At 70.3% G+C, this 25,492-nt stretch carries 25 protein-coding genes; 14 read left to right on the forward strand and 11 right to left on the reverse strand.

What is annotated here, in order from left to right; translation table 11 throughout:
• Positions 1–158: 158 nt before the first annotated feature.
• Positions 159–1,868, forward strand: a complete 1,710-nt coding sequence (locus tag ACZ60M_RS15105) for a DUF6055 domain-containing protein (protein WP_465418406.1) — start codon at positions 159–161, stop codon at positions 1,866–1,868.
• A 48-nt stretch (positions 1,869–1,916) separates the two neighbouring features.
• Here the strand turns inward: ACZ60M_RS15105 and ACZ60M_RS15110 are convergent, their stop codons facing one another.
• Positions 1,917–2,492 (reverse strand): TIGR03086 family metal-binding protein, encoded by a 576-nt coding sequence (locus tag ACZ60M_RS15110; RefSeq protein WP_465418407.1) that lies wholly within the window; start codon positions 2,490–2,492, stop codon positions 1,917–1,919.
• A 150-nt stretch (positions 2,493–2,642) separates the two neighbouring features.
• Here ACZ60M_RS15110 and ACZ60M_RS15115 point away from each other — a divergent pair, with 150 nt between their 5' ends.
• Positions 2,643–3,353, forward strand: a complete 711-nt coding sequence (locus ACZ60M_RS15115; RefSeq protein ID WP_465418408.1) for a hypothetical protein — start codon at positions 2,643–2,645, stop codon at positions 3,351–3,353.
• Between the two features lie 63 nt (positions 3,354–3,416).
• Here the strand turns inward: ACZ60M_RS15115 and ACZ60M_RS15120 are convergent, their stop codons facing one another.
• Both ACZ60M_RS15120 and ACZ60M_RS15125 read right to left on the reverse strand, forming a co-directional pair.
• Positions 3,417–5,657 carry a rhamnogalacturonan lyase family protein gene (locus ACZ60M_RS15120; protein WP_465418409.1) on the reverse strand — a complete coding sequence of 747 codons (2,241 nt, stop codon included), beginning with the start codon at positions 5,655–5,657 and terminating at the stop codon, positions 3,417–3,419.
• Between the two features lie 207 nt (positions 5,658–5,864).
• Complete coding sequence (locus ACZ60M_RS15125; protein ID WP_465418410.1) at positions 5,865–6,647, reverse strand: AraC family transcriptional regulator; 783 nt, start codon at positions 6,645–6,647, stop codon at positions 5,865–5,867.
• Between the two features lie 76 nt (positions 6,648–6,723).
• On the opposite strand from ACZ60M_RS15125, the gene ACZ60M_RS15130 reads away from it, so the two are divergent.
• Entirely contained in the window at positions 6,724–7,884 is a 1,161-nt protein-coding gene (locus ACZ60M_RS15130) for an MFS transporter (protein WP_465418411.1), read from the forward strand.
• 141 nt (positions 7,885–8,025) lie between these two features.
• Positions 8,026–8,325, forward strand: coding sequence for a hypothetical protein (locus tag ACZ60M_RS15135; protein WP_465418413.1), 300 nt, complete (start codon positions 8,026–8,028; stop codon positions 8,323–8,325).
• Positions 8,326–8,332: 7 nt separating this feature from the next.
• On the opposite strand, the gene ACZ60M_RS15140 is transcribed toward ACZ60M_RS15135, so the two are convergent.
• Positions 8,333–9,151 carry an NAD(P)H-binding protein gene (locus tag ACZ60M_RS15140; RefSeq protein WP_465418414.1) on the reverse strand — a complete coding sequence of 273 codons (819 nt, stop codon included), beginning with the start codon at positions 9,149–9,151 and terminating at the stop codon, positions 8,333–8,335.
• A gap of 172 nt (positions 9,152–9,323) precedes the next feature.
• On the opposite strand from ACZ60M_RS15140, the gene ACZ60M_RS15145 reads away from it, so the two are divergent.
• Positions 9,324–9,728: a MarR family transcriptional regulator gene (locus ACZ60M_RS15145; RefSeq protein ID WP_465418492.1), complete on the forward strand. Its 405-nt coding sequence runs from the start codon at positions 9,324–9,326 to the stop codon at positions 9,726–9,728.
• Here ACZ60M_RS15145 and ACZ60M_RS15150 read toward each other — a convergent pair.
• Positions 9,725–10,753, reverse strand: a complete 1,029-nt coding sequence (locus ACZ60M_RS15150; protein ID WP_465418416.1) for a LacI family DNA-binding transcriptional regulator — start codon at positions 10,751–10,753, stop codon at positions 9,725–9,727. The two genes, ACZ60M_RS15145 and ACZ60M_RS15150, sit on opposite strands and share 4 nt — an antisense overlap.
• A 245-nt stretch (positions 10,754–10,998) precedes the next feature.
• Here ACZ60M_RS15150 and ACZ60M_RS15155 point away from each other — a divergent pair, with 245 nt between their 5' ends.
• From ACZ60M_RS15155 to ACZ60M_RS15190, 8 genes are all read left to right on the forward strand, one after another.
• Positions 10,999–11,820: an SGNH/GDSL hydrolase family protein gene (locus ACZ60M_RS15155; protein WP_465418418.1), complete on the forward strand. Its 822-nt coding sequence runs from the start codon at positions 10,999–11,001 to the stop codon at positions 11,818–11,820.
• Between the two features lie 137 nt (positions 11,821–11,957).
• Positions 11,958–12,773 (forward strand): SGNH/GDSL hydrolase family protein, encoded by an 816-nt coding sequence (locus ACZ60M_RS15160; RefSeq protein WP_465418420.1) that lies wholly within the window; start codon positions 11,958–11,960, stop codon positions 12,771–12,773.
• A gap of 61 nt (positions 12,774–12,834) precedes the next feature.
• A complete protein-coding gene (locus ACZ60M_RS15165; protein ID WP_465418422.1) occupies positions 12,835–13,239 on the forward strand; it encodes a YchJ family protein in 405 nt (134 codons plus the stop codon).
• A gap of 121 nt (positions 13,240–13,360) precedes the next feature.
• The gene (locus ACZ60M_RS15170; RefSeq protein WP_465418424.1) at positions 13,361–13,921 is read left to right on the forward strand and encodes a TetR/AcrR family transcriptional regulator; all 561 of its coding nucleotides are present in this window, start codon (positions 13,361–13,363) and stop codon (positions 13,919–13,921) included.
• Between the two features lie 187 nt (positions 13,922–14,108).
• Complete coding sequence (locus ACZ60M_RS15175; protein ID WP_465418426.1) at positions 14,109–14,852, forward strand: SDR family NAD(P)-dependent oxidoreductase; 744 nt, start codon at positions 14,109–14,111, stop codon at positions 14,850–14,852.
• Positions 14,853–14,939: 87 nt separating this feature from the next.
• Positions 14,940–15,515: a hypothetical protein gene (locus ACZ60M_RS15180; RefSeq protein WP_465418428.1), complete on the forward strand. Its 576-nt coding sequence runs from the start codon at positions 14,940–14,942 to the stop codon at positions 15,513–15,515.
• 40 nt (positions 15,516–15,555) lie between these two features.
• The gene (locus tag ACZ60M_RS15185; protein WP_465418429.1) at positions 15,556–16,392 is read left to right on the forward strand and encodes a family 1 glycosylhydrolase; all 837 of its coding nucleotides are present in this window, start codon (positions 15,556–15,558) and stop codon (positions 16,390–16,392) included.
• A 627-nt stretch (positions 16,393–17,019) separates the two neighbouring features.
• Entirely contained in the window at positions 17,020–18,018 is a 999-nt protein-coding gene (locus ACZ60M_RS15190; protein WP_465418431.1) for a TerC family protein, read from the forward strand.
• 49 nt (positions 18,019–18,067) lie between these two features.
• Here ACZ60M_RS15190 and ACZ60M_RS15195 read toward each other — a convergent pair whose 3' ends face one another.
• Together ACZ60M_RS15195 and ACZ60M_RS15200 are read right to left on the reverse strand one after the other, a co-directional pair.
• Entirely contained in the window at positions 18,068–19,174 is a 1,107-nt protein-coding gene (locus ACZ60M_RS15195) for an MFS transporter (RefSeq protein WP_465418432.1), read from the reverse strand.
• On the reverse strand, positions 19,164–19,790 hold the full coding sequence (locus ACZ60M_RS15200) for an HAD-IA family hydrolase (RefSeq protein ID WP_465418433.1): 627 nt from the start codon (positions 19,788–19,790) through the stop codon (positions 19,164–19,166). The genes ACZ60M_RS15195 and ACZ60M_RS15200 overlap by 11 nt, the downstream gene beginning before the upstream one ends.
• Positions 19,791–19,849: 59 nt before the next feature.
• On the opposite strand from ACZ60M_RS15200, the gene ACZ60M_RS15205 reads away from it, so the two are divergent.
• A complete protein-coding gene (locus ACZ60M_RS15205) occupies positions 19,850–21,049 on the forward strand; it encodes an ROK family transcriptional regulator (protein WP_465418435.1) in 1,200 nt (399 codons plus the stop codon).
• A gap of 54 nt (positions 21,050–21,103) precedes the next feature.
• Here the strand turns inward: ACZ60M_RS15205 and ACZ60M_RS15210 are convergent, their stop codons facing one another.
• From ACZ60M_RS15210 to ACZ60M_RS15225, 4 genes are all read right to left on the reverse strand, one after another.
• Entirely contained in the window at positions 21,104–22,522 is a 1,419-nt protein-coding gene (locus tag ACZ60M_RS15210) for an FAD-dependent monooxygenase (RefSeq protein WP_465418437.1), read from the reverse strand.
• Positions 22,523–22,635: 113 nt separating this feature from the next.
• Positions 22,636–23,235 carry a TetR/AcrR family transcriptional regulator gene (locus ACZ60M_RS15215; protein WP_465418438.1) on the reverse strand — a complete coding sequence of 200 codons (600 nt, stop codon included), beginning with the start codon at positions 23,233–23,235 and terminating at the stop codon, positions 22,636–22,638.
• A gap of 56 nt (positions 23,236–23,291) precedes the next feature.
• Positions 23,292–24,098, reverse strand: coding sequence for an alpha/beta hydrolase (locus ACZ60M_RS15220; RefSeq protein WP_465418440.1), 807 nt, complete (start codon positions 24,096–24,098; stop codon positions 23,292–23,294).
• 101 nt (positions 24,099–24,199) lie between these two features.
• The gene (locus ACZ60M_RS15225; RefSeq protein ID WP_465418442.1) at positions 24,200–25,411 is read right to left on the reverse strand and encodes an MFS transporter; all 1,212 of its coding nucleotides are present in this window, start codon (positions 25,409–25,411) and stop codon (positions 24,200–24,202) included.
• Positions 25,412–25,492 lie beyond the last annotated feature (81 nt).

Genomic DNA, 25,492 nt, shown 5'->3' on the forward strand with positions numbered 1-25,492 from the left:
CGCCAACCGCTTGCCCCGCTGGCTGGCACCGCGATCTAATATTTACGTCCGTAAATATTAATTGCGGCGGGCGCCGCGGGTCCGGCAACGGCTGCGCCCGGGCCGCCGCCGCACCGGTCGCGGGCGCAATGCAGCGCCCGAGCGAAGGAGTGCGACCCGTGGAAGTCACTCGAACCCGGAAACGGCGGCTCGGCGCCGTCGGACTGGCGGTGGGGGCGGTCGTGGCTGCGACCGTCGCAGTAGTGGCGGCAGCTCCGGCATCTGCCGCCGCCTGCGACGCCGTCCAGTACTCGATCACCTCCCAATGGGGCACCGGCCACAATGCCGCAGTGTCCATCAAGGCCGGTTCTGAATCGATCAACGGCTGGAAGGTCGAGTTCGACCTGCCGACCGGATCAAGCGTCCAGAACGCCTGGAACGTGGACTACACCCAGTCCGGGACCCACTTCACCGGCGACGACGTCGGCTGGAACGCCCAGATCGCCGCCGGGCAGACCAAAGAGCTCTTCGGCATGACCGTCACCGGCACCGGGACGACGCCCACGAACTTCAAGGTCAACGGCCAGGCCTGCGGCGGCTCCAGCACCCCGACGAACACCCCCACCAACGCGCCCACCAGCAGCGAACCCACCGGGCAGCCCCAGCAGCAGAAGCAGACCCGCACCCCCGCGTTCCTCATCGAGGCCGGGGCCTCCACGTCCAACTTCGTCGAGTCGGAGAACTTCACCGTCCGCTGGGGCGACGCGGTCAACGCCGTCACGTGGGGCCAGCAGCACGGCTACAGCAACTACCCGCAGTGGGTCGCCGACCACATGGAGGAGATCTACGACTACTACGTCGACCAGGTCGGCTTCGTCGACCCCGCCGACCACGACACCGGCTCCCAGTACCGCATCAACGTCTACCTGTGCGGCACCTGGTCGAACGGGTTCCTGCCGCCCGCGAACTGGGCCGGGCCGGACGAGATCGGCGTCGGCCACATCTGCCTGCCCTACGACAAGATCTGGGACAACTGGGTCGAGTCGCACGAGTTCAACCACATCCTCCAGTCCTACGCCGTCGACATCAACATCGACATGGGCAACGGCGGCGGCTGGGGCGCGGGCAACCCGATCGCCGGGCCGGTGTGGGAGGCGCACGCCAACTACATGGCGCGCATGAAGCGCCCCGAGGTCGTCCTCGGCTCCGGCTACTACCTCGAACGGCAGCACTTCCGCTGGCTCGCCCAGGAGACCTACTACGGCGACTGGCTCATGTTCGACACCATCGCCGAGCTGTACGGCGCTGAAGCCGTCGACCGGCTCTGGTTCGAAGCGCGCCAGGGCGAGCACCCCATCGACACCATCAAACGCGTCCTCCAGCTCGACCACCAGGAGTTCGCCACCCTCATCGGCGAGATGACCTCCCGCCAGGTCGTCTACGACTTCGACCAGGGCGCCGCGATGCGCACCGACCTGTGGCGCGGCGGCGGCGCGTACCGCCCCCTCCACACCGACCCGCTCACCAGCCTCGGGTCCAACCGGTACCGGATCGCCTCTACCGACGCGCCGCACCAGTACGGCCACAACACGATCCGCCTCAACCCGACCGCGAGCAGCGTCGGCGTCCAGCTCACCGGGGCCTCCAGCCTCGCCGGAGCGGACTGGCGCTTCCGCCTCGTCGCCGTCAAGGCCGACTTCTCGGTCCGCTACAGCCCCTTGTACTCACCGGGCCAGACCGCGAACTTCTCGCTGCAGAGCGGGGAGACCCACATGATGCTCGTCGTCGCCGCCACCCCGTCGCAGCACCGCAACTACACGATGTGGGAGACCGGCGTCGGCGACCCGTTCCCGTACGAACTCACCATCACCGGCGCCACACCTTCATAACCTCCCAACACCATTGAACGGGGCGGGCCGCTCGGCCCGCCCCGTTCGCTATGGGCGCCAGGCGGGGTCGCGGCCGGTGAGGCCGATCATGCGGTCGAGCGGGTCGGCGCCGGCCGGGAGGTGGAGGGCCGGGCCGTAGATGCCTTCGCGGGCGGCCTGGTCGTCGGCGTCCTGCGCGGTGAACGCCGTGAGCGTCTCGATGACGGCGGGGTCGAGCTCGTAGGGCTGGCCGGTCGCTCGGGCCAGGTCCCAGCCGTGCACGGCGACCTCGTTGAGGGCTACGAGGCCCATGATCGAGGCGGGGAGCGTCACGCCGCCCGCTAGCGCGTCGCCTTCCCAAGCGGTGTCCTCGGCCCAGGCGTCGGCGAGGATCTGGAGGCGTTCAGCGAGTTCGCTCCTCCATCCGGGTTCGAGTGTCGAAGCGGGTTCGGCCGGCGGCGCCTCGTTGTGCGGGCCGGTCTCGCCCCGCGCGGCGGCGGTGAACGCCAGGCACAGGCCGAGCAGGTGGTTGAGCAGCTGCGCCTGCGTGTAGTGCCTGCACGGTGTGGGGCCGTGCAGCTGCGCGTCGGAGACGCCCTCGAGCAGGCCCGCGACCTGGTCGGTGACGGGCTTGAAGTCGTTCATGCGGTGTCGCTCCCGGGTGTGGAATGGTCCTTTCGCGTTGAGACGACACGGGCCGCGCGAAATCATCGATGCGTGAGGAAGCTTCAGGTACGCGGGTACCGCTGCGGGCGTAGGCTTGAAATGAAGGGCCCCCACCGGCCCGGAGGAGCCATGCGCCTGACGCGGATACCCGCCGCTCTCCTGCTCGTCGCAGCCGGTCTCGCCGCCTGCGGCGACGACCCCGCACCCGAAGCGACTCCCTCCCTCGCCGACATGCCGGACCCCGCCTCCTTCACCACCGCCATCGACAACCCGTTCATGCCATGGACGCCGGGCGCCGTCTACACCTACGAAGGCGGCGCCGAGCGCATCGTCGTCGAGGTCACCGACGAGACCCGCGAGGTCATGGGCGTGACCACCGTCGTCGTCCACGACACCGTCAGCGAGAACGGCTCGGTCATCGAGGACACCTACGACTGGTACGCCCAGGACGCCGACGGCAACGTCTGGTACTTCGGCGAGGACTCCAAGGAGATCACCGACGGCGTCACCACCAGCACCGAAGGCTCCTGGGAGGCCGGCGTCGACGGGGCCGTGCCCGGCATCGCCATGGAAGCCGACCCGCAGGTCGGCGACTACTACTACCAGGAGTACTACGAGGGCCACGCCGTCGACACCGGCGAGGTCGTCGCCCTCGATGAACACATCGACGTCGCCTTCGGGTCCTACGACGGGTGCCTGCGCACCGAAGACGTCAACCCGCTCGACACCACGGTCATCGAGCACAAGTTCTACGCCCCGGGCATCGGCATGGTCCTCGAAACCGGCGTGAAAGGCAGCGACGAACGCATCGAGCTCGTCGAGTTCGATCCCGGAGACTGACCTTTCCGCGAGAAGGGCCGGGGCCCGCGACGACGGTCGCGGGCCCCGGTTCGCACAGGAGCGCTAAGGCGTCCGGATCGACGGGAACGGATAGCTGGTCACGTCGCTGCCGATGTAGAAACTCGGGTGCGGCGGCTGGTTGTACGCCGTGTTCTGCCACGCCACCGCCACCCGGTACTGCGGGTCGTGCATGAGCGTCGCGATACGCAAGGCAGTCGTGGAGGACGTGGCGTAGATCCGCAGCGCGGTATTGTCGCTGGTCCGCCACACCACCTCCTCACGCCAGTCCCCGAACAGGTCCGCCGACAGGCCCGGCGTCGCCTTCGTGCCGTTGTTCGACGCGACACCCGAGCCCGACAGGAGCGTCCCCGACGGGTAGTTCGTGATCGCCGTACCGTCCAGCAGCTCCCGCTCGCCGTCGCCGTCCCACCACGACACGAAGTTGATCGACGCCGGTTTCGCGCCGATGTTCGCGCCCGAAGCGTTCAAGAGACCGCTCACCGCACTCGACCAGTACTCCGACCCCGCATTGGAACCCAGGACGTTCGCCGCCACGCCGCGGCCGTTGTCGCAGCACGCCGGGGTCTGGAACAGGATCGCGCCGTTCGAGCCGTTGAGGCTGGACGACGGCTGGCTCGTGCTCTCATGCGGCATGAACACCTCCTGGCCCGCCCGGCTCGGCACATGGTCGCTCACGTGCAGCGCATCGCCGTGCCCGAACCCGGTCGTGTACAGCGCCTGCCCGTTCGAGCCCACCGCCATCGCGCCGAACACCACGTCCTGGTTCCCGTCGCCGTTCAGGTCCGCGATCGAGAGGCTGTGCGCGCCTTGGCCCGTGTACTGGGACCCGGCGCTGTTGGAGTCGAACACCCACCGCGACACCAGGTCTGTGCCGTTGAAGTCCACCGCCCAGATCACGCTGCGCGTGTAGTACCCGCGCGAGAAGACCATGCTCGGATGCTGACCGTCCAGATAGGCCGTACCGGCCAGGAACCGGTCCACCCGGTTGCCGTAGCTGTCGCCCCAGCTCGACACCGTCCCGCGCGCGGGCTGGTAGTTGATCGTGTCCAGGACCGCGCCGTTGGCGCCGTTGAAGATCGTCAGGTACTCGTTGCCGGTGAGGATGTACCCGCTGGAGTTGCGGTAGTCCGCGCTCGCGGAGCCGATCACCTGCCCGGTGCCCGAGACCGTCGCGTCCGAGGTCTTCATCGCGATCTCCGCGTCGCCGTCGGAGTCGTAGTCGTACACCTGGAACTGCGTGTAGTGCGCCCCGGCCCTGATGTTGCGGCCCAAGTCGATCCGCCACAGGCGCTGGCCGGTGAGCTCGTACGCGTCGATGTAGACGTTCCCGGTGTAACCGGACTGCGAGTTGTCCTTCGCGTTGCTCGGGTCCCACTTCACGAGGTACTCGTACTGGCCGTCCCCGTCGAGGTCGCCCACGCTCATGTCGTTCGCGTTGTACGTGTACGCCTCGCCCGACGGCGTCGTCCCGCCCGCCGGTGCCTGGATCGGGATGTCCTTGTACCCGCTCGCATTGAACACCGCTTCCGCGCCCGACTGGGACCCGACCGTCCCGCTGTTCACCGCCGCAACGGTGTACGTGCCGCTGCCGCCCGTGTCGAGGTAGTTGGTGGCGCCCGTGATCGGACTGCTGTTGAGCAGGGTCCCGTTGCGGTACACGTTGAACGCCGTGCTCGAGGCGTCGGTGCCCAGGAGCCGCCAGCTCACCAGGTTCCCGCCGCTGGCCGGGACGACGGTGACGCCGCGCCCCAGGTCCTCCATGATCGCCCCGGTCTGCGCCACGGCCCCGTCGGTGACCTCGATGTAGTCGATGTTCGCCAGCCCCGCGGCCGTGGAGGCCTCGAGCCGGACGGTGTTGCTCCCGGCGTTGAGCGGGACCGTGACGGTCTTGGTCGACCAGCTGGTCCACGCCCCGGTCGCGGCGAACGCGCTGGCGGGCTCCACTGTGGCACCGTTGACGACGATGTTCGCCGGGCGGGAGTCGGTGGCGCCGTGGGCGTACCGGATCGCCACGGTGGCCGTCCCGGCGCTCGCGGCGCTGACGGTGAACTGGGCGGCGGCTCCGGCCGCGTTGCTGGAGTTGCAGAAGCCGCTGCCGGAGTACCCGGTGTGGTTCGACTCGATGAGGCCGTCGCAGACGGCCGGGGCGGTCTCGGCCTCGTAGCGGACGGTGGCGGCGTTCGCGTGCGTCATCGCGGTCAGCGTCGCGGCCGCCGCGACCAGTCCGATCGCGGCCGCCGCGGGTGCCCGCAGGCGCCTGCGCCGCGGGGTTGGCTCGTTCATGTTCGCTCCCAATCTGATGGAGTGGGCACCCGGGCCCCGGCGCTGGACGCCGTGCGGGGGCGCGCTGCGGCACAAGGGGAAGGCACGCGGGCAGAGCGCCGTGCCGGGGGCGCGCGACCGCTTCGAGCAACATCGAAACATTGAATTGAATCGATATAATGGAGTGCGTTCAGGATAGCGTGCGAACGCTTACATCGCAATGGCCGCCTACAGGCGAAGATCCGGCTCGCGCCGCAGGTACTCCCCGGGCGTGCACCCGAACGCCTCCCGGAACGCCCCGATGAACGCGCTCGGGCTCGCATACCCGCACGCCCCCGCGATACGCGTGACCTGGTGCCCCTCCGCGAGCAGCACCAGCGCGTGGTGCAGCCGGAACTGGCCCCGCCACTGCGCGAAGGTCATCCCCGCCTGCTCCCTGAACAACCGGCTCAGCGTCCGCTCGGACGCGCCCACCGCCGCCCCGAGCTGCGCCAGCGTCCGCCGGTCGGCCGGATTCGCTTCCAGCAGCGCCACCACCTCGCGCAGGCGCGGATCGGGCAGCGCGGGCAGGAACCGCTGCGGCGCTTCGACACCGCGCAGCAGATCGAGGACGACCCGCTCCAGGTGCCCCCGCGTGCCCGCCTCAAGCGCGGCGTCGTCGGTCAGGCACGTGACCGCCTCCCGCAGCAGCGGCGTGAACGCGAGCACCGTCGGGTGCCCGATGTACGGCCCCGGGCCGTCCGTCGCGAACAGGATCGCGCGCATCTCCGTCGCCCCGCACGCGCGGTGCGCATGATCGTGGCCCGCCGGAATCCACACGCCCTGCGACGGCGGCACCACCCACACGCCCGAGGCCGTGAACACCCGCAGCACGCCCCGCCTCGGGTAGATCAGCTGGTGCCCGTCATGGCGGTGCCGGTCGATCCGCTCCAGGTGCGTCAGCATCCGGATCGGCGCGCTCGGAATGCTGCGCCCCTCAACCTGTTCCTCAACGTGGCCGTCAATCGACATAACTCGGCAGAATACCGTTAGCCGGAGGCCGCGGCGAGTCGGAATCCTTGGGCCATACGGACAAGGAGTACCGAACATGACCCAGACCGCCGCCCTGCCAGAGGCCCGGGACGCCGCACCTTCCCCGCTGCGGCGCATGTGGCTGTGGGGCACCGCCCACGCCGTCGACGACCTCTACCAGGGACTCGTCCCCGCCGTCGTGCCCTACTTCGTGCTCGACCGCGGCTACGGCTACGTCGCCGCCACCGGCCTCACCCTCGCCGCCGCGCTCGGCGCGTCGATCCCGCAGCCGTTCTTCGGCCTCCTCGTCGACCGTCGCCGCCTCGACTGGTTCGCGCCCGCAGGCGTCGCCCTCGCAGGCACCGGCCTCGGCCTCGCCGGACTCGCCGGGCCCTACCCGCTCGTCCTCGCCCTGATCTTCCTCTCCGGCCTCGGCGTCGCCATGTTCCACCCGGCCGCAGGCAAAGGCGCCCGCGAAGCCGCGGGCGACAGCGCCGCGGGCATGAGCATCTTCGCAGCGGGCGGCTCCGTCGGCTTCTTCCTCGCCCCCGTCCTCGCCACACCCGCACTCATGGCCATGGGCGTCGGCGCGACCGCCCTGTTCATCCCGCCCGCCGTCCTCATCGCCTTCGTCATGCTCCGCAAGCACACCCGCACCAACGCGGGTCCAGCGAAGGCGCGCACGGGCACCGACCGCTGGGGCCCGTTCGCGGTCCTCACCGCCATCGAAGTGGTCCGCTCGATCCTCTGGGTCGGGATCATCACCTTCATCGAGCTCTACTGGATCCGCCACCTCCACGCGAGCCACGCCGCGGCCGGAACCGCCCTCGCGGGCTTCATGCTCGGCAGCGTCGCGGGCACCCTCATCGGCGGACGCCTCGCCGACCGCTTCGGCGCCGTCCGCACCACCCGCATCGGCGGCGTCCTCATCATCCCGCTGCTGGTCCTGCTCAGAGTCGTGCCCGACGAGTACGCGGCCGTCGCGGTCGCCCTCGCCGTCGGCATCGCGATCAACATCCCCTTCGCGGTGCTCGTCAAACTCGCCCAGGACTACCTGCCGACCCGCCCCGGCACCGCCGCCGGGGTCACCCTCGGCCTCGCCATGAGCGTCGGCGGCCTCTTCGCCCCCGCCTTCGGCCTCATCGCCGAACACCACGGCCCCGAAGGCGTCTTCACGGTGCTCTGCGCCGTGCCGCTCGCCGCCGTCGCCCTGGGGCTCTTCCTCAAGAAGCCATGAAACGGCACGTCAGGGCCGCAACCGCATGAATCCCCGAAGCCCTGACACGTCGAGCCGGGCGGGGTGTGATGGAGGTGCCGCCCGGTTCCACGGGCGCCTCACGCGCGCACGGCCGTCGCGGCAACAAGGGGGACGATTCAGATGCGAGTCTGCTTGAAAGTCCAGATCCCGGTCGAAGCCGGAAACAAGGCCATCATGGAGGGCAAGATGCAGCCGATGCTCGAGAAGTTCCTCGGCATGCTGAAGCCCGAAGCCGCCTACTTCTTCCCGCAGGACGGCATGCGCTCCATGATGATCTTCTTCGACATGAAGGACACCTCGCAGATGGTCGTGAACGGCGAGCCGCTGTTCGAGGAGCTGCACGCCAAGATCGACCTCACCCCCGCCATGAACCTCGACGACCTCATGGCGGGCATGAAGCAGATGCAGAACAACCGGTGACCGGCTGTTAGCCGTTGTCCCGCAGCCACTCGGCGAACGGTCTCGCCGGGTGGCCGGTCACGCGTTCGACGTTGTTGTTGACCGTGGCCGGGCGGTCGCCGAAGTTGGCGGCCACGTCCAGGAGCGAGGCGAACATCGCCTCGGGGAACCAGTCCGGGCGGGTCTCCAGCGCCTCCTGGCGCGTCAGCTCGCGGACCCTGATCGGCTTGCCGTTCGCGTCCGCGATCCGGGCGATCACCTCGCGCTGGCTGAGCGACTCGGGGCCGGTGAGGATGAGGCTGCGGCCCCGGAACCGCTCGTGCAGAAGGAGTTCGGCGGCGACCTCGGCGATGTCGTCGAGGTGGATCGGGTTGACCCGCCACTCGGGGTGGGCGATCGCGACCTCCCCGGCGCGGATCTGCTCGGCCCAGTCGCGGGCCGGGTTCGTGGCGAGCCAGGACGGGTAGAGCACCGTATAGCCGAGCCCGGAGTCGCGCACGGCCGCCTCGATCTTCTGGTGCGCGGCGCCGATCGGGCCCGCGTGCTCGACCGGGTCGTACGCGGCGGGGGAGGAGAGCAGGACCACGTGCCCGACCCCGGCTTCGGTTGCGGCCTTGAGGAACCCGGTGATGTCGCCGAACGTCGGGTAGAGGAACGCGGTCGTGATGCCCTGCAGCGCAGCGGGGTCCGGGTCGGTGAGGTCGAGCGCGGCGGTCTCGGCGCCCTCAGGGGCGTCGAGGCCGGTGGTGTCGCGGGCCGTCGCCCGGACGCGGTGCCCGGTCGCGGCGAGGCGGGCGGTAAGGCGGGAGCCGATGTTGCCCCTGACGCCGGTCACGAGGATGGTCATGGTGTCGCTCCTGTTCGGAGGGCGCGCGAGCGCAGAGCGCGGAGGGCGCCCTCGGGTAGCATGAACCTGGAATCTCTTTGCTTTGCTTGCAAATATTATTTGATGTCAAAGATAATTTGGAGGTGGGCGCTTGTCAAGCCCCGACGACGCGATCCGGGAGCTCCTGCTGCTCATGCCGCGCATGGTCGGCCGGGCCAAGCGCCTGCCCGTGCCCGAGCGCGTCCGGTCGCTCGAACTGAGCCCGCGCCACCTCTCGCTGCTCGCGCTCCTGCTCTTCGACGGCCCCGCCCAGGTCAATGACCTGGCCGTCCGCCTCGAAGTCGCGCCCACCACGGTGAGCCTCATGGTCGCCGAACTCAGCCGCAAAGGCGTCCTCGAGCGCCGCGAGGACGAGACCGACCGCCGCCGCCGCATCGTCAGCATCGCCGACGCAGAGCGCGGCGAGATCGAAGCCTGGCTCGCCGGGAGCGCCGCCGCATGGCGTAAAGCCTTGGCGCCCTTGACGAGCGCGCAGCGGCGACAGTTCGTCGACACGCTGCTCGCCTACGAGCGCGCGCTCGAAGAACCGGAGGGCTAGCGCGGCGGGGCGGTGGACTCCCGGATCACCAGGCTCGTGGCGAGCTGCACGTGGTGGGAGTCGGGGACCTTGCCCGCGGCGAGGTCGAGCACGGTGCGGGCGGCGACGCGGCCCATCTGCCGCAGCGGCTGCTTCACGGTGGTGAGCGGCGGCTCGACCCACATGGCGTTGTACGTGTCGTCGAAGCCCACGACGCTGAGGTCCCCGGGCACGTCGAGGCCGCGCTTGCGGGCGGTGCGGATGACGCCCACGGCGATGCTGTCGCTCGCGGCGAAGATCGCGGTCGGCGGGTCAGCCAGGTCGAGCATCCGGTTCGTCAGGGCCGCACCGGTCTCGGCATTGAACGTGCCCGAGCCGGTGAGCGCCGGGTCGACCTCGATCCCCGCCGATTCGAGGGCCTCGCGGTAGCCGTGCAGCCGCTCGCGCGCGGGCAGCGACCCGGGCGGGCCGCCCGCGAACCCGATCCTGGTGTGCCCCAGGTCGAGCAGGTGCCGGGTCGCCTGCACGCCCCCGGCCCAGTTCGTGGCCCCGAGGCTCGTGACGCGCTCGTCGAGCGGGTTGGCCGGGTCGATCACGACCAGCGGCAGCCCCAGCTGCTCGCAGGTGTCCATCTCCTCGGTCGTCAGCTGCGCGGTCACCAGGACCAGGCCCGCGGCGCCCTGCGCGGCGATCTCCTTGATCCGGTCGGTGCCGATCGGGTCGTTGTGCCCCGGCGTCTCGGCCTCGAGGGAGCTGGTGACGATCTCGACGCCGAGCTCCCTGCCGCCGCTCACGATCCCGTCGAGGACGTACACCGCGTACATGTTCAGGAGCGTGTCGAACACGACGTGCACGGTCTGCGGCGCAGGCGATTCGCGCGGACCGGTGGTCGGCACGTACTCCAGCTCCGCGATAGCCTCGCGGACGGCCCTGCGGGTCTCGTCGGCGACGCCGGGGCGGCCGTTGAGGACCTTGGAGGCGGTGGCCTTGGAGACGCCCGCGCGCTCGGCCACCTCGGTCAGGGTCGCCCGGGGGCGGTTGCTCATCTGCTGCACCTCTTCGACGTAGTGCCGACATCCTAGCCGAATCAGGAAACTGTTTCTCGTGAGTGTCGTTACATTTCTGGAAACAGTTTTTCAGACGACCGGCCGGAACGGGCCCTCGTGACGCATAGTCAACGCATCGTTTCTATTGCGGCACAATGGACTTCGCTGCCTATAATGACGCGGTCCTCCGGCGGGCGGCACCTACCCGGTGCGTCCGCCGGTCCTGTCGACAACAAGGAGACCCTGTGTCCTTCAAGGAAGGCAAGCCGCGCCGCGTCCTCGCCCGCGTTGCCGCCGTCGCGGCCGCCGCCGGCCTCGGCGTCGCCGGTCTGGCCGGCTCCGCTTCGGCCGACGTCACCATCCAGCAGTACGTCGCTCTCGGCGACTCGTTCGCCTCCGGCGTCGGCGCGGGCGACTACGCCGACGACGGCACCGACTGCTACCGCTCCGCGAACGCCTACGCCAAGCAGGCCAACGCCGAACTCGGCGAACGCCTCTGGTTCGAGGCCTGCTCGGGCGCGCGCATCGAGGACGTCGTCGCCAACCAGCTCGGCCACCTCTACGCGGTCAACACCGAGCACGTCACGATCGGCGTGGGCGGCAACGACGCCGGGTTCTCCTCGGTCCTCACCGCCTGCGCGGGCACCGACACCGCGCTGTGCAAGACCGCGATCACCAACGCGCGCACCGTGATCACCGACTCCCTCCCGGCCGAGCTCGACGACCTCTACACCCAGGTCGAGACCAAGGCCGCCAGCGCCGACATCGTCGTCGTCGGCAACCCGCGCCTGTTCAACGAGACCGCCTGCGCGGGCGCGCTCGCGATCACCCCGGAGGAGCAGGCGCTGCTGAACGACGCCGCCGACCTGCTCGCCGAGACGACCGCCGCCGTCGCCGCCGACCACGGCTTCGACTTCGCCGACCCGCGCGCGGCCTTCGAGGGCCACGGCGTCTGCTCGGCCGACCCGTGGATCTTGGGCTACACCGGGACCCTCGAGTCCTTCCACCCGACGGCCGCGGGCCAGGACGCCTACACCGGCGTCGTCCTGCCGCTGCTCGACTACTAGGCACGACAGCTGAACGGCCCGCGGGATTCGTCTCGCGGGCCGTTCGCGTTCACGGCATTTTGGACTGGCGCGCATACAATGCCGGGACCCTCACGGGTCGGGCCTCCCTGGCCCGGCCCGCAACCAGAAGGAGACCCATGTCCCGACACTCCAGCAAGCGCATTGCGCGCATTCTCGCCTCGGCCGCGGTCGCCGGTATCGCCGCCGCGTCGTTCGCGACCCCCGCGTCGGCCCAGTTCACCTGGTCGCCGCGGTACGTCGCGCTCGGCGACTCGTACGTGTCCGGTGTGGGCGCCGGCGACTACGCCGACGACGGCACCGACTGCTACCGGTCCGCGAACGCCTACCCGCAGCTGGCGGCCGAGGCGATGGGCGCGCGCCTGTCGTTCGACGCCTGCTCGGGTGCGCGCGTCGAGGACGTCGTCGCCGAGCAGCTCGCGAACCTGACCTGGCGCACCCGCGAGGTCTCGATCGGCGTGGGCGGCAACGACGCCGGGTTCTCGTCGGTGCTCGGCGCGTGCGCCGGGACCGACACGGCGCTGTGCCAGGGCGCGGTCGCGAACGCGCAGGCCGTCATCACCGGGTCGCTCCCGGCCGAGCTCGATGACCTGTACACGCAGGTCGGCGACCTCGCGCCGTTCGCGGACGTCACCGTGGTGGGCAACCCGCGCCTGTTCGGCGGCGTCTCGTGCTCGGGCACGCTCGCGATCACCCCCGAGGAGCAGGCGCTGCTCAACGAGACCGCGGACCTGCTCGCCGAGACGACCGCCTCGGTCGCGGGCGAGCACGGTTTCGGCTTCGCCGATGTGCGCGACGCCTTCACCGGCCACGAGATCTGCTCGGCGGACCCGTGGATTCTCGGCTACACCGGCACGATCGAGTCGTTCCACGCGAACGCCGCCGGTCAGGCCGCGTACGCCGAGGTCGTCACCCCGTACCTCGAGGACTGCTAAACCGCGCTGCCTCAACCGCACCGCCGCACCGGCCCCCGGGCCGGTGCGGCACAATCCTGTGGTGCCCCGACGCTCCCGCCAGCCCCGCCCGTGCCCGTGCGGCTCCGGTGCCGCGTACGCCGACTGCTGCGGGCCGCTGCACGCCGGGACCGCGAAGGCCGCCACCGCCGAAGCCCTCATGCGCTCGCGCTACAGCGCGTTCGCGCTTCGAGACGCCGCCTACCTGCTGCGCACCTGGCATCCCGGAACCCGCCCCGAACGGCTCGACCTCGCCGACGACGGCCGCCGCTTCACGGGCCTCCAGATCCTCGCGACCACCGGCGGCTCCCCGCTGCACACCCAGGGCACCGTCCGCTTCCGCGCCGACTACACCGACGCCGACGGGCCCGGCTCGCAGACCGAGGACAGCGCTTTCGAGCGGATCGGCGGCGACTGGGTCTACGTGGACGCGATCAGCTTCACCTGACGCGACCGGTCTCACCTGACGCGCGACAGATCGGTACGTCGAACGACTTGTCGAAGGATCGACACGTGTCTAACCTCGTCGGGTGAGCCTCCCGACTCCCGCACCCGCCAAAGACCGCCGGGTGCGACGAACCCGCGCCGCCCTCCTGGGCGCCGCGACTGCCCTTGTCAGCGCGCGCGGCACCGCGAACGTGCCGGTCTCCGACATCGCCGATGCCGCCGGAGTGAGCCGCCAGCTCGTCTACCTCCACTACGGCGACCGCGACACCCTGCTCTTGGAGGCGGCGCTCGACCTGGCCCGCCGCGAGCTCACCGAGCCGTGGGAGGACGATCCGGGGGCGGCGGCTGGGCGCGGCCGGGCCCTCGCGGTAGCCCGCCACTTCGCCGCGCACCGCTGCTTCTACCGGGCGATGTTCGCCACGGCGAGCGCGTTCGCGATGAATCAGGTGGTGAGCGGCCTGCTCGCGCCGCTGCGCCGGGACGCGCTCCGGGTGCGGTTCGGCGATTCGGTGCCGCCGCGCATGGCCGAGGACCTGGCGGTGTTCGTCTCCGGCGGCGGCGCGGCGCTCATGAGCGACTGGCTCGCCTCGGGTGAGGACCCGCTCGACCCGGAGGCGATGGCCGACCGGCTCGAGGCGATCGGCAACCTGTTCGCCGGGGCGCTGGAGTCCGCCGCCGAATAGGTCGCCTCTCGGGGATGACCGATCTCATGGCCTGCCCGTTCGCGGGGGCGCACTGATACGCGTTAATGTTAAGTCAAATGATTGACTTAATCATTGGGATCGAGTGAATCCACTGCTCTGAGCCCCGCTCAGGGGAATACTGCGACACGGGCCGCCGTGGAGGCGGCCCGGGAACCGAGGGAGACCCATGGGAACTGCAGACCGCTTCTCCGGCAAGACTGTCATCGTCACCGGCGCGGGCTCGGGCATCGGCCGCGCCACCGCGCTCCGCCTCGCGGGCGAAGGCGCCCACGTCATTGCCGCCGACGTCAACCAGGAGAGCCTCGACAAGCTCGCTTCCGAGATCGACATCCGCGCCGTCGCGGGCGACCTCACCGCCGCCGAGGTCATCGACCAGGTCGTGGCCGCCGCCGACGGCAAGGTCGACGGCCTCGCGAACGTCGCGGGCATCATGGACGGCTTCCTGCCCGCCGCCGAAGTGGACGACGCCACCTGGGACCGCGTCTTCAGCATCAACGTCACCGCGCCGATGCGCCTCACCCGCGCCGTCCTGCCGCTCATGCTCGAGGCCGGGTCCGGCTCGATCGTCAACGTCGCCTCCGAGGCGTCCCTGCGCGGCGCCGCCGCCGGAGCGGCTTACACCGCCTCCAAACACGCCATCGCCGGTTTCACCAAGAACACCGCGTTCTTCTACGGCCCCAAGGGCATCCGCACGAACGCCGTCGCGCCCGGCCCGACCATCACCAACATCGAGGGCACCATGAAGTCCCAGTACGCCGGTGAGCGCGTCGGCCCGATCCTCCAGACCGTGATCCCGACGCCGGTCAGCGCCGACGTCCTCGCCAACTCCATCGCCTGGCTCCTCAGCGACGACGCGACCAACGTCAACGGCGTCGTCCTCCCCAGCGACGGCGGCTGGTCCGCCGTCTAGCGCCGCCCGGGGCGCCGCCCGCCGAAGGCGGCGCCCCCGCCCCCGCCTCGGTACGATGAGGAGCACGGGCCGGGACGAGGAGGGCTGATGGACGAAGGCGGACTCAAGTCGATCGCCCTGCTTCTTCAGGCGCGCAATGAGATCGACGCCCGCATCGCCGACATCGTGGGCCGCCCGGTCGTCTCAGGGCACCTCTCCGACTGGATCGCCGCCCAGATCTTCGACATCGAACTCGAACCGGTCGCGAACCGGCCCATCGACGGCTGGTTCCGCAGCGGCCCCCTCGCCGGAAGCACCGTCAACGTCAAGTACTACTCCCGCAACCAGGGCCTGCTCGACATGACCGATTCCGAGGAGCTCGACTACTATCTGGTGATGACCGGGCCGCGAGGCCCCGCCGCGGGCTCTGCCGGAACCCACCTGCCCTGGTCCATCGAGCACGTCTACCTCTTCGACGCCCAGGAGCTCTACGACCAGCTGAGCGAGCGCCTGCGCCGCATCGGCGTCGCCACAAGCGTCCGCGCCGAGCAGTGGCACGCCGCCGAGATCCATCCCCGCGCCGCGGTGCAGGGCTTCAAACTCGCCCCGACCCAGACCGCCGCGCTCGACGGCTTCCGTTCCTTACTCTCCGGTATTCCATTGCGGGCCTTCCCATGCCTATGATGTGAAAGCACAAAACGGGGGAGAAACGGAGCATTCCCCCATGCGCGCCTTCGGTCGACTCCTGGCCTGCCTCGTCGTCTTCGCCTCGCTCCTCGCGGCCTCGCCCGCCTCGGCCGCAGCGGAGGTCGCGCCGCTCCCCGACGACTTCCTCTGGGGCGTCTCGTCCTCCGGGTTCCAGTCCGAAGGGAGCAACCCCGACTCCAACTGGCTCAGGTACTCCGAGACCAAGGAGCACGTGGGGAACGCCGTCGACTTCCGCCACCGCTACGCCGAGGACATCGCGCTCGCGGCCGACATGGGCGTGGAGGTCTACCGCTTCGGCATCGAGTGGGCCCGCGTCGAACCCGCCCCGGGGGAGTGGGACGAGACCGAGCTCGCCTACTACGACGACGTCGTCCAGCGCATCCTCGACGCGGGGATGCGCCCGATGATCACCCTCAACCACTGGGTCCACCCCGGCTGGGTCGCCGACCAGGGCGGCTGGAAGACCGACGCCACCCTCGTCGACTTCACCGCCTACGCCGAGCGGATCACCGCCCGCTACGCCGACGCCGACGCCATGTGGGTCACGTTCAACGAGGCCACGCTGTACGTCTACCACGAGATCGACAACGGTGCGGCGACCTGGTTCGACGCGCCTTGGATCTTCGACCGGCTCGCGAAGGCCCACAACGCCGCCTACGACCTCATCCACGCGCAGCAGCCCGATGCGATGGTCACCTCGAACCTGGCATTCATCCCCTTGTCGCCGTGGCTGTTCGACGCCGCGTTCATCGACAGGATCCGCGGCCGCCTCGACTTCGTCGGCATCGACTACTACCTCGGGCTCAGCCTCGACAACCTCACCGCCGCAAGGGCATTCGGCGACCTGCACTGAACGTGAGTAACTCGAATCCATGTGTTACGCTGACTGCGGCCAACGGCGCGAGTTCGTGTCGAGAAGGTCCTACCGCAGGGTATGCGGAACGTCAAGCCTGTGGAGCCCATGTCAGACCGGCATTGTCGGCAGTGGACGCAAACATCCGAAAGGGACGGAAGCAGGAACCCATCCGTAGTCGTGTCGCACCAGCGATCCGCGAGCCGGGATCTTCTCCTCCGGGAGAAGTGGATGCCAAAACTACTGGTCGCTGACTGCGGCACTGAGCGGGGGCCATTGCCCCCGCTTTGTTTTTGCCGTCTGGACTGCGACACCCGGCCTGGAGCGTCGGCCCACCGACGGCGTCGCCGCGTATACCGGGGTCATCGCGGGCGGCGGCGTCCCCGGCGACTACGAACCGGTCGTGCGCCAGTCGATCTGCTCCCTCATCGACCCGCCCCTCAGCTGCCTCGTCCCCGCGCGATAAAACCGATTCGGCTGCAATGTGACGCATGTCGTGCTTTGGTCGAGATCACGGCCCCGCAGGGGTAGTCGTGACAAACGCGCCCGGGTGCCGTTAGGATGCGGGCACTGCGGGGCTGGTGTCAGACCTGCAGTCGTGATGATGGCAATCTGACGGAGGAAGCGTTGCTCGATATCAGCCCACTCACTTGGGCCGGAACCATCGGCCTCATCGTCGTCCTGCTGGCGGTGGACCTGATCCTCGCGGCGATGCGCCCCCACCACGTCGGCTTCAAAGAGGCCACCGCCTGGTCCGTGTTCTACATCGCCGTCGCGATCGTGTTCGGCATCTGGTTCGGCGCCCAGTACGGGAACGCCGCGGGCACCGAGTACTTCGCGGGCTACATCATCGAGAAGAGCCTCTCGGTCGACAACCTGTTCGTGTTCGTGATCATCATGAGCACCTTCGCGGTACCCGACCACCACCAGCACAAGGTCCTCACCTTCGGCATCGTGCTCGCGCTCATCATGCGCGCCATCTTCATCGCCCTCGGCGCGGCCCTCATCAACTCGTTCTCGTTCATGTTCCTCGTGTTCGGCCTGCTGCTCGTGTACACGGCGATCCAGCTCTTCCGGCACCGCAACGAAGACCCCGACATCGAGTCGAACGTGATGGTCCGCGGCGCCCGCCGCTTCCTGCCCATCACCGCCGACTACATCGACGGCAAGATGGTCACCAAAGTGGACGGCAAGCGGTTCTTCACGCCGCTGTTCATCGTCCTCATCGCCATCGGCTCGGTCGACCTGCTCTTCGCGCTCGACTCCATCCCGGCCGTCTTCGGCGTCACGCAGGAGGCGTACATCGTCTTCACCGCCAACGCCTTCGCGCTGCTGGGCCTGCGCGCCCTGTTCTTCCTCGTCAAGGGCCTGCTCGACCGCCTCGTCTACCTCTCGGCCGGCCTGGCGATCATCCTCTTGTTCATCGGCGCGAAGCTCATCCTCCACTGGGCCCACGTCGACCTCAACGAGTCGATCCCCGAGGTCCCGACCCCGCTCAGCCTCGGCGTCGTCATCGGCATCCTGATCGTGGTCGTCATCGCGAGCCTCGTCAAGACCCGCATGAGCCCCGAGGAGAAGGCCCACGCCGGTTCGCTCTCCGCCACCAAGAAGAAGGACGAAGAGTAAAAAGCTGAGTTGGGGCGGCCCCGGACCTTCGCGGTCCGGGGCCGTCTCGCTATCGGCGCCTTGACAGGACGAGCAGGACCACCAGGAGCGGGATCGGCAGGAGGAACGCCTCCCGCAGCCCGACCTGACCGTCCAGCCAGCCGAGTGCGGCGGGCGCCGACAGGATCGCCGTGCCCGACGCGAGCGACCCGATCGACGCCGAGTGCCGCCCGCTCAGGTCCGGGATGCCGACCAGGCGGCCCAGCATGATCGGGTACAGCGGTGCGATGCCCAGGCTCGCGACCGCGATCCCCATGGTCACCGACACCGGGTCCTGCCCCAGGTAGACCGCCACGGTGCCCACCGCGATCAGCGCGAGCGAGGCCTGCACCGCCCACGGCCGGTCCACGAACCGCGGCCCGACCAGGCGGCCCACCGCCATGCCGACCCCGAAACCGGCGCCGAGCAGCGAGCCCGTACCGAGCGACACGCCCGTGTCGACCAGGCGGGCCACGCTCCAGATCGAGAAGCAGAACTCGATCCCTACACAAAGGACGATCCGCGACCATGCCAGCGCGGCCGGGCCGACCGGTATCCGGCCGCCAGCGGGCACTTCGTCCGGCGGGCCCTGCACGGTGCGGTGCACTGCGGCTACGAGCAGGATCGGGACGGCGCTGAGCAGGGCCCAGCGGCCCGGAATGCCCACTGATTCGAGCGCGCCGAACATCAGCGGCGCGCACACGCCCGCCGCGCTGGAGAGCCCGACGAGGACCGCGATGCGCTTCGCCGCGCCCGGCCCGCGCAGCAGGTCCGGGGTCGCCAGAGCGATGGCGGCGCAACCGAACCCGACGAGGACCGCGCCCGTCCCGGCCAGGACGAGCTGCGGGGTCGCGGCCATGAGGACCGCGCCGACCGCGATCACCGCGCAGGCGATGCGCATGACCAGGCCCGCGCCCGCGCGGAGCACTGCCGGGCCGGTAGCGGCGGCGAGGACGAGTCCGGCGCCGAAGGTCATGGTCAGCCACACGAGTTCGCCCCGCGGGCGGTCGAGTTCGGCCGCGATCCCGGCCAGGTACGGCCCGTAGGAGCACACGAGCAGGCCGAGGCCGATCTGTGCGAGTGCGACGACGCGGGTCAGGTCGCGGGTGGCCCGTTCGGGCAGTACGTCAACGGCCATCGGACACCAGCAGCTCCGCGAGGTGCCCGAGGTCGCGCAGGCGCATGTCGGCTGGGAGGCCCCGCAGGGACGCGGTCATCGCGCCCGCCGCGCGGCCCGCGGCCAGGCCCGGCTCGGAGTCCTCGACGACCAGGCACGCGGCCGGGTCGACCCCGAGTGCCTTGGCGGCCAGGAGGTATCCCTCGGGGTCGGGTTTGCCCCGCGCGACGTCCTCGAAGGTGAACAGGAGCGGCGGGCGGATGCCCGCCGCCGCGAGGCGGGCCTTCGCGAGCCGGTCGTCGGCGCTGGTGACCACGGCCCAGGGCAGGCCCGCGCGGTCGAGCGCGGCGAGGAGCAGTTCGGCCCCGGTGGTGGGGACGACGTCGGCCAGGTCCTCGTACTGCAGCTCGAGCTGGCGGGCGGCGGCCGCCACCACTGCGTCAGCGTCGAGGTCGGGGCGCAGCCGTGCGGCGGTGACCGTCGCGGGGGAGCCGTGGGCGTTCGCGAGCGCGGTCGCGGGGTCGACGCCGTACTCGACGGCCCATGCGGCCCAAGCGCGTTCGACGGCGCCGTCGGAATCGACCAGTGTGCCGTCCATGTCGAGCAGGACGGCTTCTGGGTTGCTGTAGCTTCGCATGAAGCCCTCCGGGGTAGAAATAAACTCGTAACGCGAGGATAATTCCTGGAGGTCCCCGAGTGCAAGCCAGAACCCCTGCTCCCGCAGACGACCCGAACGCCGAGCCCGCCAAGGTCGGCCGCGCCGAGGCCGCCCGCTGGAGCGGCGCGCTCGACCTCCTCCGCCTCGTCCGCTCCCGCCCCGGCGTCACCCGCGCCGAAGCCGCCCGCGCCATGCACGTCGGCAGCGGCACCGCCACCGAGATCGCCGCCCGCCTGCGCGCCCTCGACCTGATCGCCGAGGCCCCCGCCCCGCCCTCGGGCCGCGGCCGCCCCACCACGGTCCTGCACGCCCACCCCGACGGGCCGCTCGCCGCCGTCGTCGACGTCCGCTACGCCGACTGGGTCGTCGCCATCGCCGACCTCGAAGGGACCCTGGTCGACCGGACCACCGGCCGCCACGCCTCCAAACGCCCCGAACGCGTCTTCGCCGACATCCGCAAGGCCCTCACCGCCCTCGCCGCCCGGCACGCGGGCCGCGTCCGGGCCGTCTCCATCTCCGCCACCGGCACCGTGCGGCGCAGCGCGATCGTCCAGTCCAGTGTGCTCGGCTGGCGCGACCTCGAAGTCGAGCCGCTCCTTCCCGGTGTGCCCCAAGCACTCGGCAACGACGCCACCCTCGCCGGGCTTGCCGAGGCCCGCCGCTCCCACCCCGGCAAGAGCGTCCTCTACCTGACCATCGAGGTCGGCATCGGCGGGATCTTCGTCGACGAGGGCCACGCGGTCACCGGCGCGACGGGCGCCGGCGGCGAGTTCGGGCACGCGCCCCTGGGCGACCCGGCCGTGGCCTGCCCGTGCGGCGCCCGCGGCTGCTGGGACGTCGCGGTCGACGGGCGCGCGGTGGCGCGGCTGCTCGGCGAGGACGAACCGGAGGACCCGCGCGCGTACTTGATCGAGGCGTTGGTGAACCCGGAATCCCGTGCCGCCGTTGAAGAGTGCGCGGCCGTCCTGGGCCGGGGCACGGCCGGGCTCGCGAACATCCTCGACCCGGAGATCGTGTGCCTGGGCGGCCTCGCCCCCGAGCTGCGCCGCGCCTCGCCCGAGTCCTTCGCGGCGGCGTACGGCGAGGGGCTGATGGGGTTCCGCCGGGACGATCCGCCCCGCGTCGTCCCCTCGGTGCTCGGCCCGGACGCCCCGATGCTCGGCGCGGCCGAGGCCGCCTGGGACATGATCCTCACCGAGGGCGGCATCGCCGCCTGGACAGAGCGGCGATTCCCCTAGAGGCGCAACGTGAACGGCGGCGGGCCGGAGCCCGCCGCCGTGGGTGTTGGAATATCAGTTCTGGCCCGCGTGGGTCTCCAGGTAGGCGCGGATCGCGGCGGGGTCGTCGTTCCCGGCCCAGCCGATGTAGGCGTCGGGCCTGATGATCTTGACCTCGCCGTCGGGGTGGGCCGAGGCCGCGTTCGCCGTGAAGTCGCCGTCGTAGGTCTCGGCGCTGTCGAGGACGACGAACTTCCCGCCGCGCAGGGCCTCGTACAGGCGGGTGCCGTCGGCGAGGCCGATGTCGTTGGCGCGGTGGCCGACGAGCGCGTCCTCTCCCTTGCCGTGTCCGTAGTGGATGCCGACGCCCGAGATCATGCCCATGGCCTTGGCCTCGATCGGCTTGATGTGCATGGCGGTGGCGACGGCGGCGCCGCCGATGGCGGCCTTGAGCTTCGAGCGCTCAGCCGCGAGGCGGATGATCGCGCCGCTGGAGCGCAGCACGGCTTTGCCGACGGGGTGGCGCTCGGCGTTGTAGGTGTCGAGTAGGGCCGGGTCGGCGCCGCGGAGCACGGCGGCGAGCTTCCAGGAGAGGTTAGCCGCGTCCTGGAGGCCGGTGTTCATGCCCTGGCCGCCCGCGGGGGAGTGGCAGTGCGCGGCGTCGCCCGCGAGGAACACGTTCCCCTCCCGGTAGCGGGTGGCCTGCCGCTCGTCGGAGTGGAAGCGGGAGATCCAGCGGGGGTCGTGCATGCCGAAGTCGGTGCCGAAGGCCCGCATGGCGGCCTCTTTGACCTCGTCGAGCTCGATCGGCTCGTCGTCGCTCTTCTGGTCGGCGCTGTTCCACGCGAAGATCCGCCAGTAGTCGTCGCCGAAGGTGGCGACGAAGCAGAACGCGCCGTTGACGCCCTGGATGGCGGGGCTCTCGGCGGGCGGCTCGCTGAGCTTGACGTCGGCCAGCATGATCGATTTCAGGACGGCCTCGCCCGGGTAGTCGATGCCGACGGCCTGTCGCACGGCCGAGTGGATGCCGTCGGTGCCGACGACGTACCGGGCGGTGTAGTCGCCCTGCTCAGTGTGGACGGTGACCTGGTCGGCGTCCTGGGTGACGCCGGTGACCTTGTGCTCGTAGCGGATCGTCACCCCGGCCTTCGCGGCGCGGTCGCGCAGCACCTCCTCGACGTTGTACTGCGGGGTCATGAGGAGGTACGGGAAGCGGGTCTCCAGGTCGGCGAGGTGGAGGGTGACCCGGTTGAACAGGCGGATGCCCGGCAGCTGCGCGCCGCCGTAGGCGAGGAGGTCGTCGGCGATGCCGCGCGCGTCGAACTCCTCCATGGTGCGGGCGTGGACGCCGAAGGCCCGGGAGAGGTTCGAGAGGTTCGCGCCGCGGGATTCGAGGACGAGGACGTCGACCCCGGCTTCGGCGAGGTCGCCCGCGAGCAGGAGGCCGGTGGGGCCGGCGCCGACGACGATGACTTGTGCCTGGTTCGCAGACATGGCATGTCTCCCTTGGGGGTGGGACGGTGACGATAATTCATCACCTGATGAATTAAACGGTAGTGGAATTCGGAGGGGATCGGAAGTCTTTCGGCGGCGATGTGACACAGGAGTCAGTGGCGGGCGGTGCCGAACCCGGTTTCGAGGAGTGCCAGGGCCCGGTCGACGAACGCGGAGGGCGGCCCAGCGAAGCCGGTGGCCCACCAGTGCCGCATGGCGCCGATCGTCGCGCCCACGAAGGCGTGCACGAAGATCTGCGCATCAGGATCGTCCTCTTCGGACGGTATGGTCCCGGCGATGGCGCGGGACTTCTCGTAGGAGTGCAGGATGTACGCGGCCTCGACCGCCGGGTGCGTGTGGACGAGCGCGAGGCGGCGGCGGATCAGCCGCAGCTCGGCCGCGTCCATGGCCGCGAAGGCCGTCGCGAGGGCCTTGCGGAGCGCGCCGAGCGGGTCGGGCGCGGCGAAGAGCGCGGCGAGCGGGCTCGTGGGGTGCTCGTCGGCCTCGTCCCAGATGACCAGCATCTCCTTGGTGCCGAAGTAGCGGTAGACGGTGCGGGGCGAGACGTCGGCGGCGGCCGCGACGGCTTCGATGCCGACCTGGTCGAAGCCGTGCTCCTCGAACAGGTCCAGGGCGGCGGCCTGTATGCGGTGCATGGCGGCGAGCTTTTTGCGGGCCTGCAGTCCTTGCGGCGCAGCGGCTTCGGTGTCCATGGCACGAGTATAGGCAGTGACTGCCATCTGGCAGTCACTGCCTAAAGAAGTTTTCCTTATTTCGTGGCGCCGCCCAGCTCGGCGACCTCGCGGACCGCGTCGGCGACGGCCTTGAAGTCCTTCTTGAGAATCCAGTCGTGGTTGCTGGCGACCTTCGCGAAGACCTTGATGTTCTCGTTGCGCTCGACGACCTCGCCCATCGCGGCGCGGATCTGCTCCTGCTCGTCGCCCTTGGAGCCCAAGGAGACACCCGAGGCGAGCACGTACCGGGTCGGGACGATGATCGCGTCGAGCACCGGGCCGAGGTTGGCCTTCTGGGAGATCTTGCCCAGTTCGATGTTGCACTCGGCCTGCTGCGAGGCGCTGAGCTTCGGCGTCAGGCCCGTCGGGCGCAGGATCGCGGTGACCGGCGCGAGGCGCTTGAAGAGCTTGCGGATGCGGATCTCCATGACGTCGTCGAGCCAGTCGTGCGGCTCGGCGCCCTCGACCGGGACCGCGCCGATGCACCGCTCGGGGTTGCGGCTCGCCCAGGTCGCGGCCAGGAATGCGCCGTAGGACCAGCCGACGATGAGCACCTTGCCGGTGACGCCGCGCGCTTCGAGGACGGCGTCGATGTCCCGCATGCACGCCTCGAACGAGTAGTCCGAGGACTTCTGCGACTTCTTGCCGCGGGCGCGCTCGTCGAAGTTGATGTGGCGGAATTCCGAGCCCAGCTCCTCGAGCACGTTCTTCCAGTACCCGATGGTCGCGAACTGGCCGTTGCAGTAGATCACCGGGATGCCGTCGCCGCCGGTGTCGGTGACGTAGAGGGCGGTGTCTTCGACGGGAACCATGCCGGACCAGGTGGTTTCGAGAGCGCTCATCGTTCGTTTCCTTCAGTGAGAGGCGTTGTGCCGCGGGGCTTCCGCTGTGCCCTAAGACTGCACCCCGCACCTGTCGCGCCCCTGTCGCGAACCTGACACCCCTAGAGCGCGGCCTTCTCGCGCGGCCGCCGCGCCGGGTCGTAGACCGGGACCCACTTCGCGAGCCACGCCGCCCCGAACCAGGTGATGAGCCCCAACGCGATCGCGGCCGCGCCCAGCGGGAACACCAGCGACACGAGGCTGATCAGGCCCGGCCCGGCGATCGTGCCCACATCCGTGCACAGCCGCCACCCGCCGAGGAACTGGCGGCGGCCCTCGTCGGGCGCCACATCCGCGCCCAGCGTCAGCACGATCCCCGACGAGATCCCGTTGCCAAGGCCCATGAGGCACGCGACCAGCCCGATCGCGACCGCTGTCCCCGACAGCGGCAGCAGCAGGAACCCCGCGCCCATGACGAGCATCGCCGGGAGCGCGACCCACATGCGCCCGAACCGGTCCATAATCGCCCCGCCCGGATAGAACAGCAGCATGTCGACCCCGGCCGCGATACCGAAGATGACGCTCGTCGTCGTCGCGTCCAGGCCCTGGTGCTCGGCCCACAGCGGAATGATCGCCGTCCGCGAAGCGCGCGCGATCATCACGAACAGGACGCCCGCACCAAGTTGGGCCAGCACCTTCCGGTGCTCGGCCAGTACCGACCACATGCTGCGCTTCTCCTGCGCCGCAACGGCATGGCCAGCGGTCGGGAGCTCCGGCAGTGCGAGGCTCAGCAGCCCGCCCGCCAGGCTCGTCCCGGCGGCGAACGCATAGGTCGCCTCGAACGAGTACTGCTCGATGAGGAACGCGCCCACGAACGGCCCGATGAATCCGCCGATGCGGAACGTCCCGCCGAGCATCGACATCGCCCGGGCGCGGAACGCGAGCGTCACCGCTTCCGAGAGGTACGCGTGCCGGGCCAGGCCGAACACCGCCGAGGACAGCCCCACGGTGAACACCATCGCCGACAGGACCGCGAGCGACGCGGTCTGCGAGGCCGTGACCAGCGCGGCCGCCTCGACCACGCACGCGGCCAGGAGCACCCGCTTCTCGCCGAACCGCTGCGCGAGCGCCCCGGCGGGCAGGTCGCCCACGAGCTGGCCGAAACCGATGAGCCCCACGATGATCGCGGCCTGCGTGACGCTCGCGCCCAGGTCGAGGGCCGAGAGCGCGATGAGCGGCACGACCGCGCCCATCCCGATGGCGATGAGCAGGTTCGGCCCGTAGACGGGGACGGCCAGCGCGCGCAGCTTCAGGGACGAATCGGACTCGGGCACGCCCGGAACGTACCAACCGGTCGCGACTCATGCTCGCGTCCAGGGGCGCCCTGTGACGCGTTCGGGCCGGGGCGCATCGCG

Source organism: Glycomyces sp. NPDC050141, from assembly GCF_055586545.1.

Bases quoted from the DNA above. Each gene is read 5' to 3' on its own strand.
- ACZ60M_RS15110 (WP_465418407.1), bottom strand. From the start codon at position 2,492: ATGAACGACTTCAAGCCCGTCACCGACCAGGTCGCGGGCCTGCTCGAG.
- ACZ60M_RS15115 (WP_465418408.1), top strand. From the start codon at position 2,643: ATGCGCCTGACGCGGATACCCGCCGCTCTCCTGCTCGTCGCAGCCGGT.
- ACZ60M_RS15120 (WP_465418409.1), bottom strand. From the start codon at position 5,657: ATGAACGAGCCAACCCCGCGGCGCAGGCGCCTGCGGGCACCCGCGGCG.
- ACZ60M_RS15125 (WP_465418410.1), bottom strand. From the start codon at position 6,647: ATGTCGATTGACGGCCACGTTGAGGAACAGGTTGAGGGGCGCAGCATT.
- ACZ60M_RS15130 (WP_465418411.1), top strand. From the start codon at position 6,724: ATGACCCAGACCGCCGCCCTGCCAGAGGCCCGGGACGCCGCACCTTCC.
- ACZ60M_RS15135 (WP_465418413.1), top strand. From the start codon at position 8,026: ATGCGAGTCTGCTTGAAAGTCCAGATCCCGGTCGAAGCCGGAAACAAG.
- ACZ60M_RS15140 (WP_465418414.1), bottom strand. From the start codon at position 9,151: ATGACCATCCTCGTGACCGGCGTCAGGGGCAACATCGGCTCCCGCCTT.
- ACZ60M_RS15145 (WP_465418492.1), top strand. From the start codon at position 9,324: ATGCCGCGCATGGTCGGCCGGGCCAAGCGCCTGCCCGTGCCCGAGCGC.
- ACZ60M_RS15150 (WP_465418416.1), bottom strand. From the start codon at position 10,753: ATGAGCAACCGCCCCCGGGCGACCCTGACCGAGGTGGCCGAGCGCGCG.
- ACZ60M_RS15160 (WP_465418420.1), top strand. From the start codon at position 11,958: ATGTCCCGACACTCCAGCAAGCGCATTGCGCGCATTCTCGCCTCGGCC.
- ACZ60M_RS15175 (WP_465418426.1), top strand. From the start codon at position 14,109: ATGGGAACTGCAGACCGCTTCTCCGGCAAGACTGTCATCGTCACCGGC.
- ACZ60M_RS15180 (WP_465418428.1), top strand. From the start codon at position 14,940: ATGGACGAAGGCGGACTCAAGTCGATCGCCCTGCTTCTTCAGGCGCGC.
- ACZ60M_RS15185 (WP_465418429.1), top strand. From the start codon at position 15,556: ATGCGCGCCTTCGGTCGACTCCTGGCCTGCCTCGTCGTCTTCGCCTCG.
- ACZ60M_RS15195 (WP_465418432.1), bottom strand. From the start codon at position 19,174: ATGGCCGTTGACGTACTGCCCGAACGGGCCACCCGCGACCTGACCCGC.
- ACZ60M_RS15200 (WP_465418433.1), bottom strand. From the start codon at position 19,790: ATGCGAAGCTACAGCAACCCAGAAGCCGTCCTGCTCGACATGGACGGC.
- ACZ60M_RS15210 (WP_465418437.1), bottom strand. From the start codon at position 22,522: ATGTCTGCGAACCAGGCACAAGTCATCGTCGTCGGCGCCGGCCCCACC.
- ACZ60M_RS15215 (WP_465418438.1), bottom strand. From the start codon at position 23,235: ATGGACACCGAAGCCGCTGCGCCGCAAGGACTGCAGGCCCGCAAAAAG.
- ACZ60M_RS15220 (WP_465418440.1), bottom strand. From the start codon at position 24,098: ATGAGCGCTCTCGAAACCACCTGGTCCGGCATGGTTCCCGTCGAAGAC.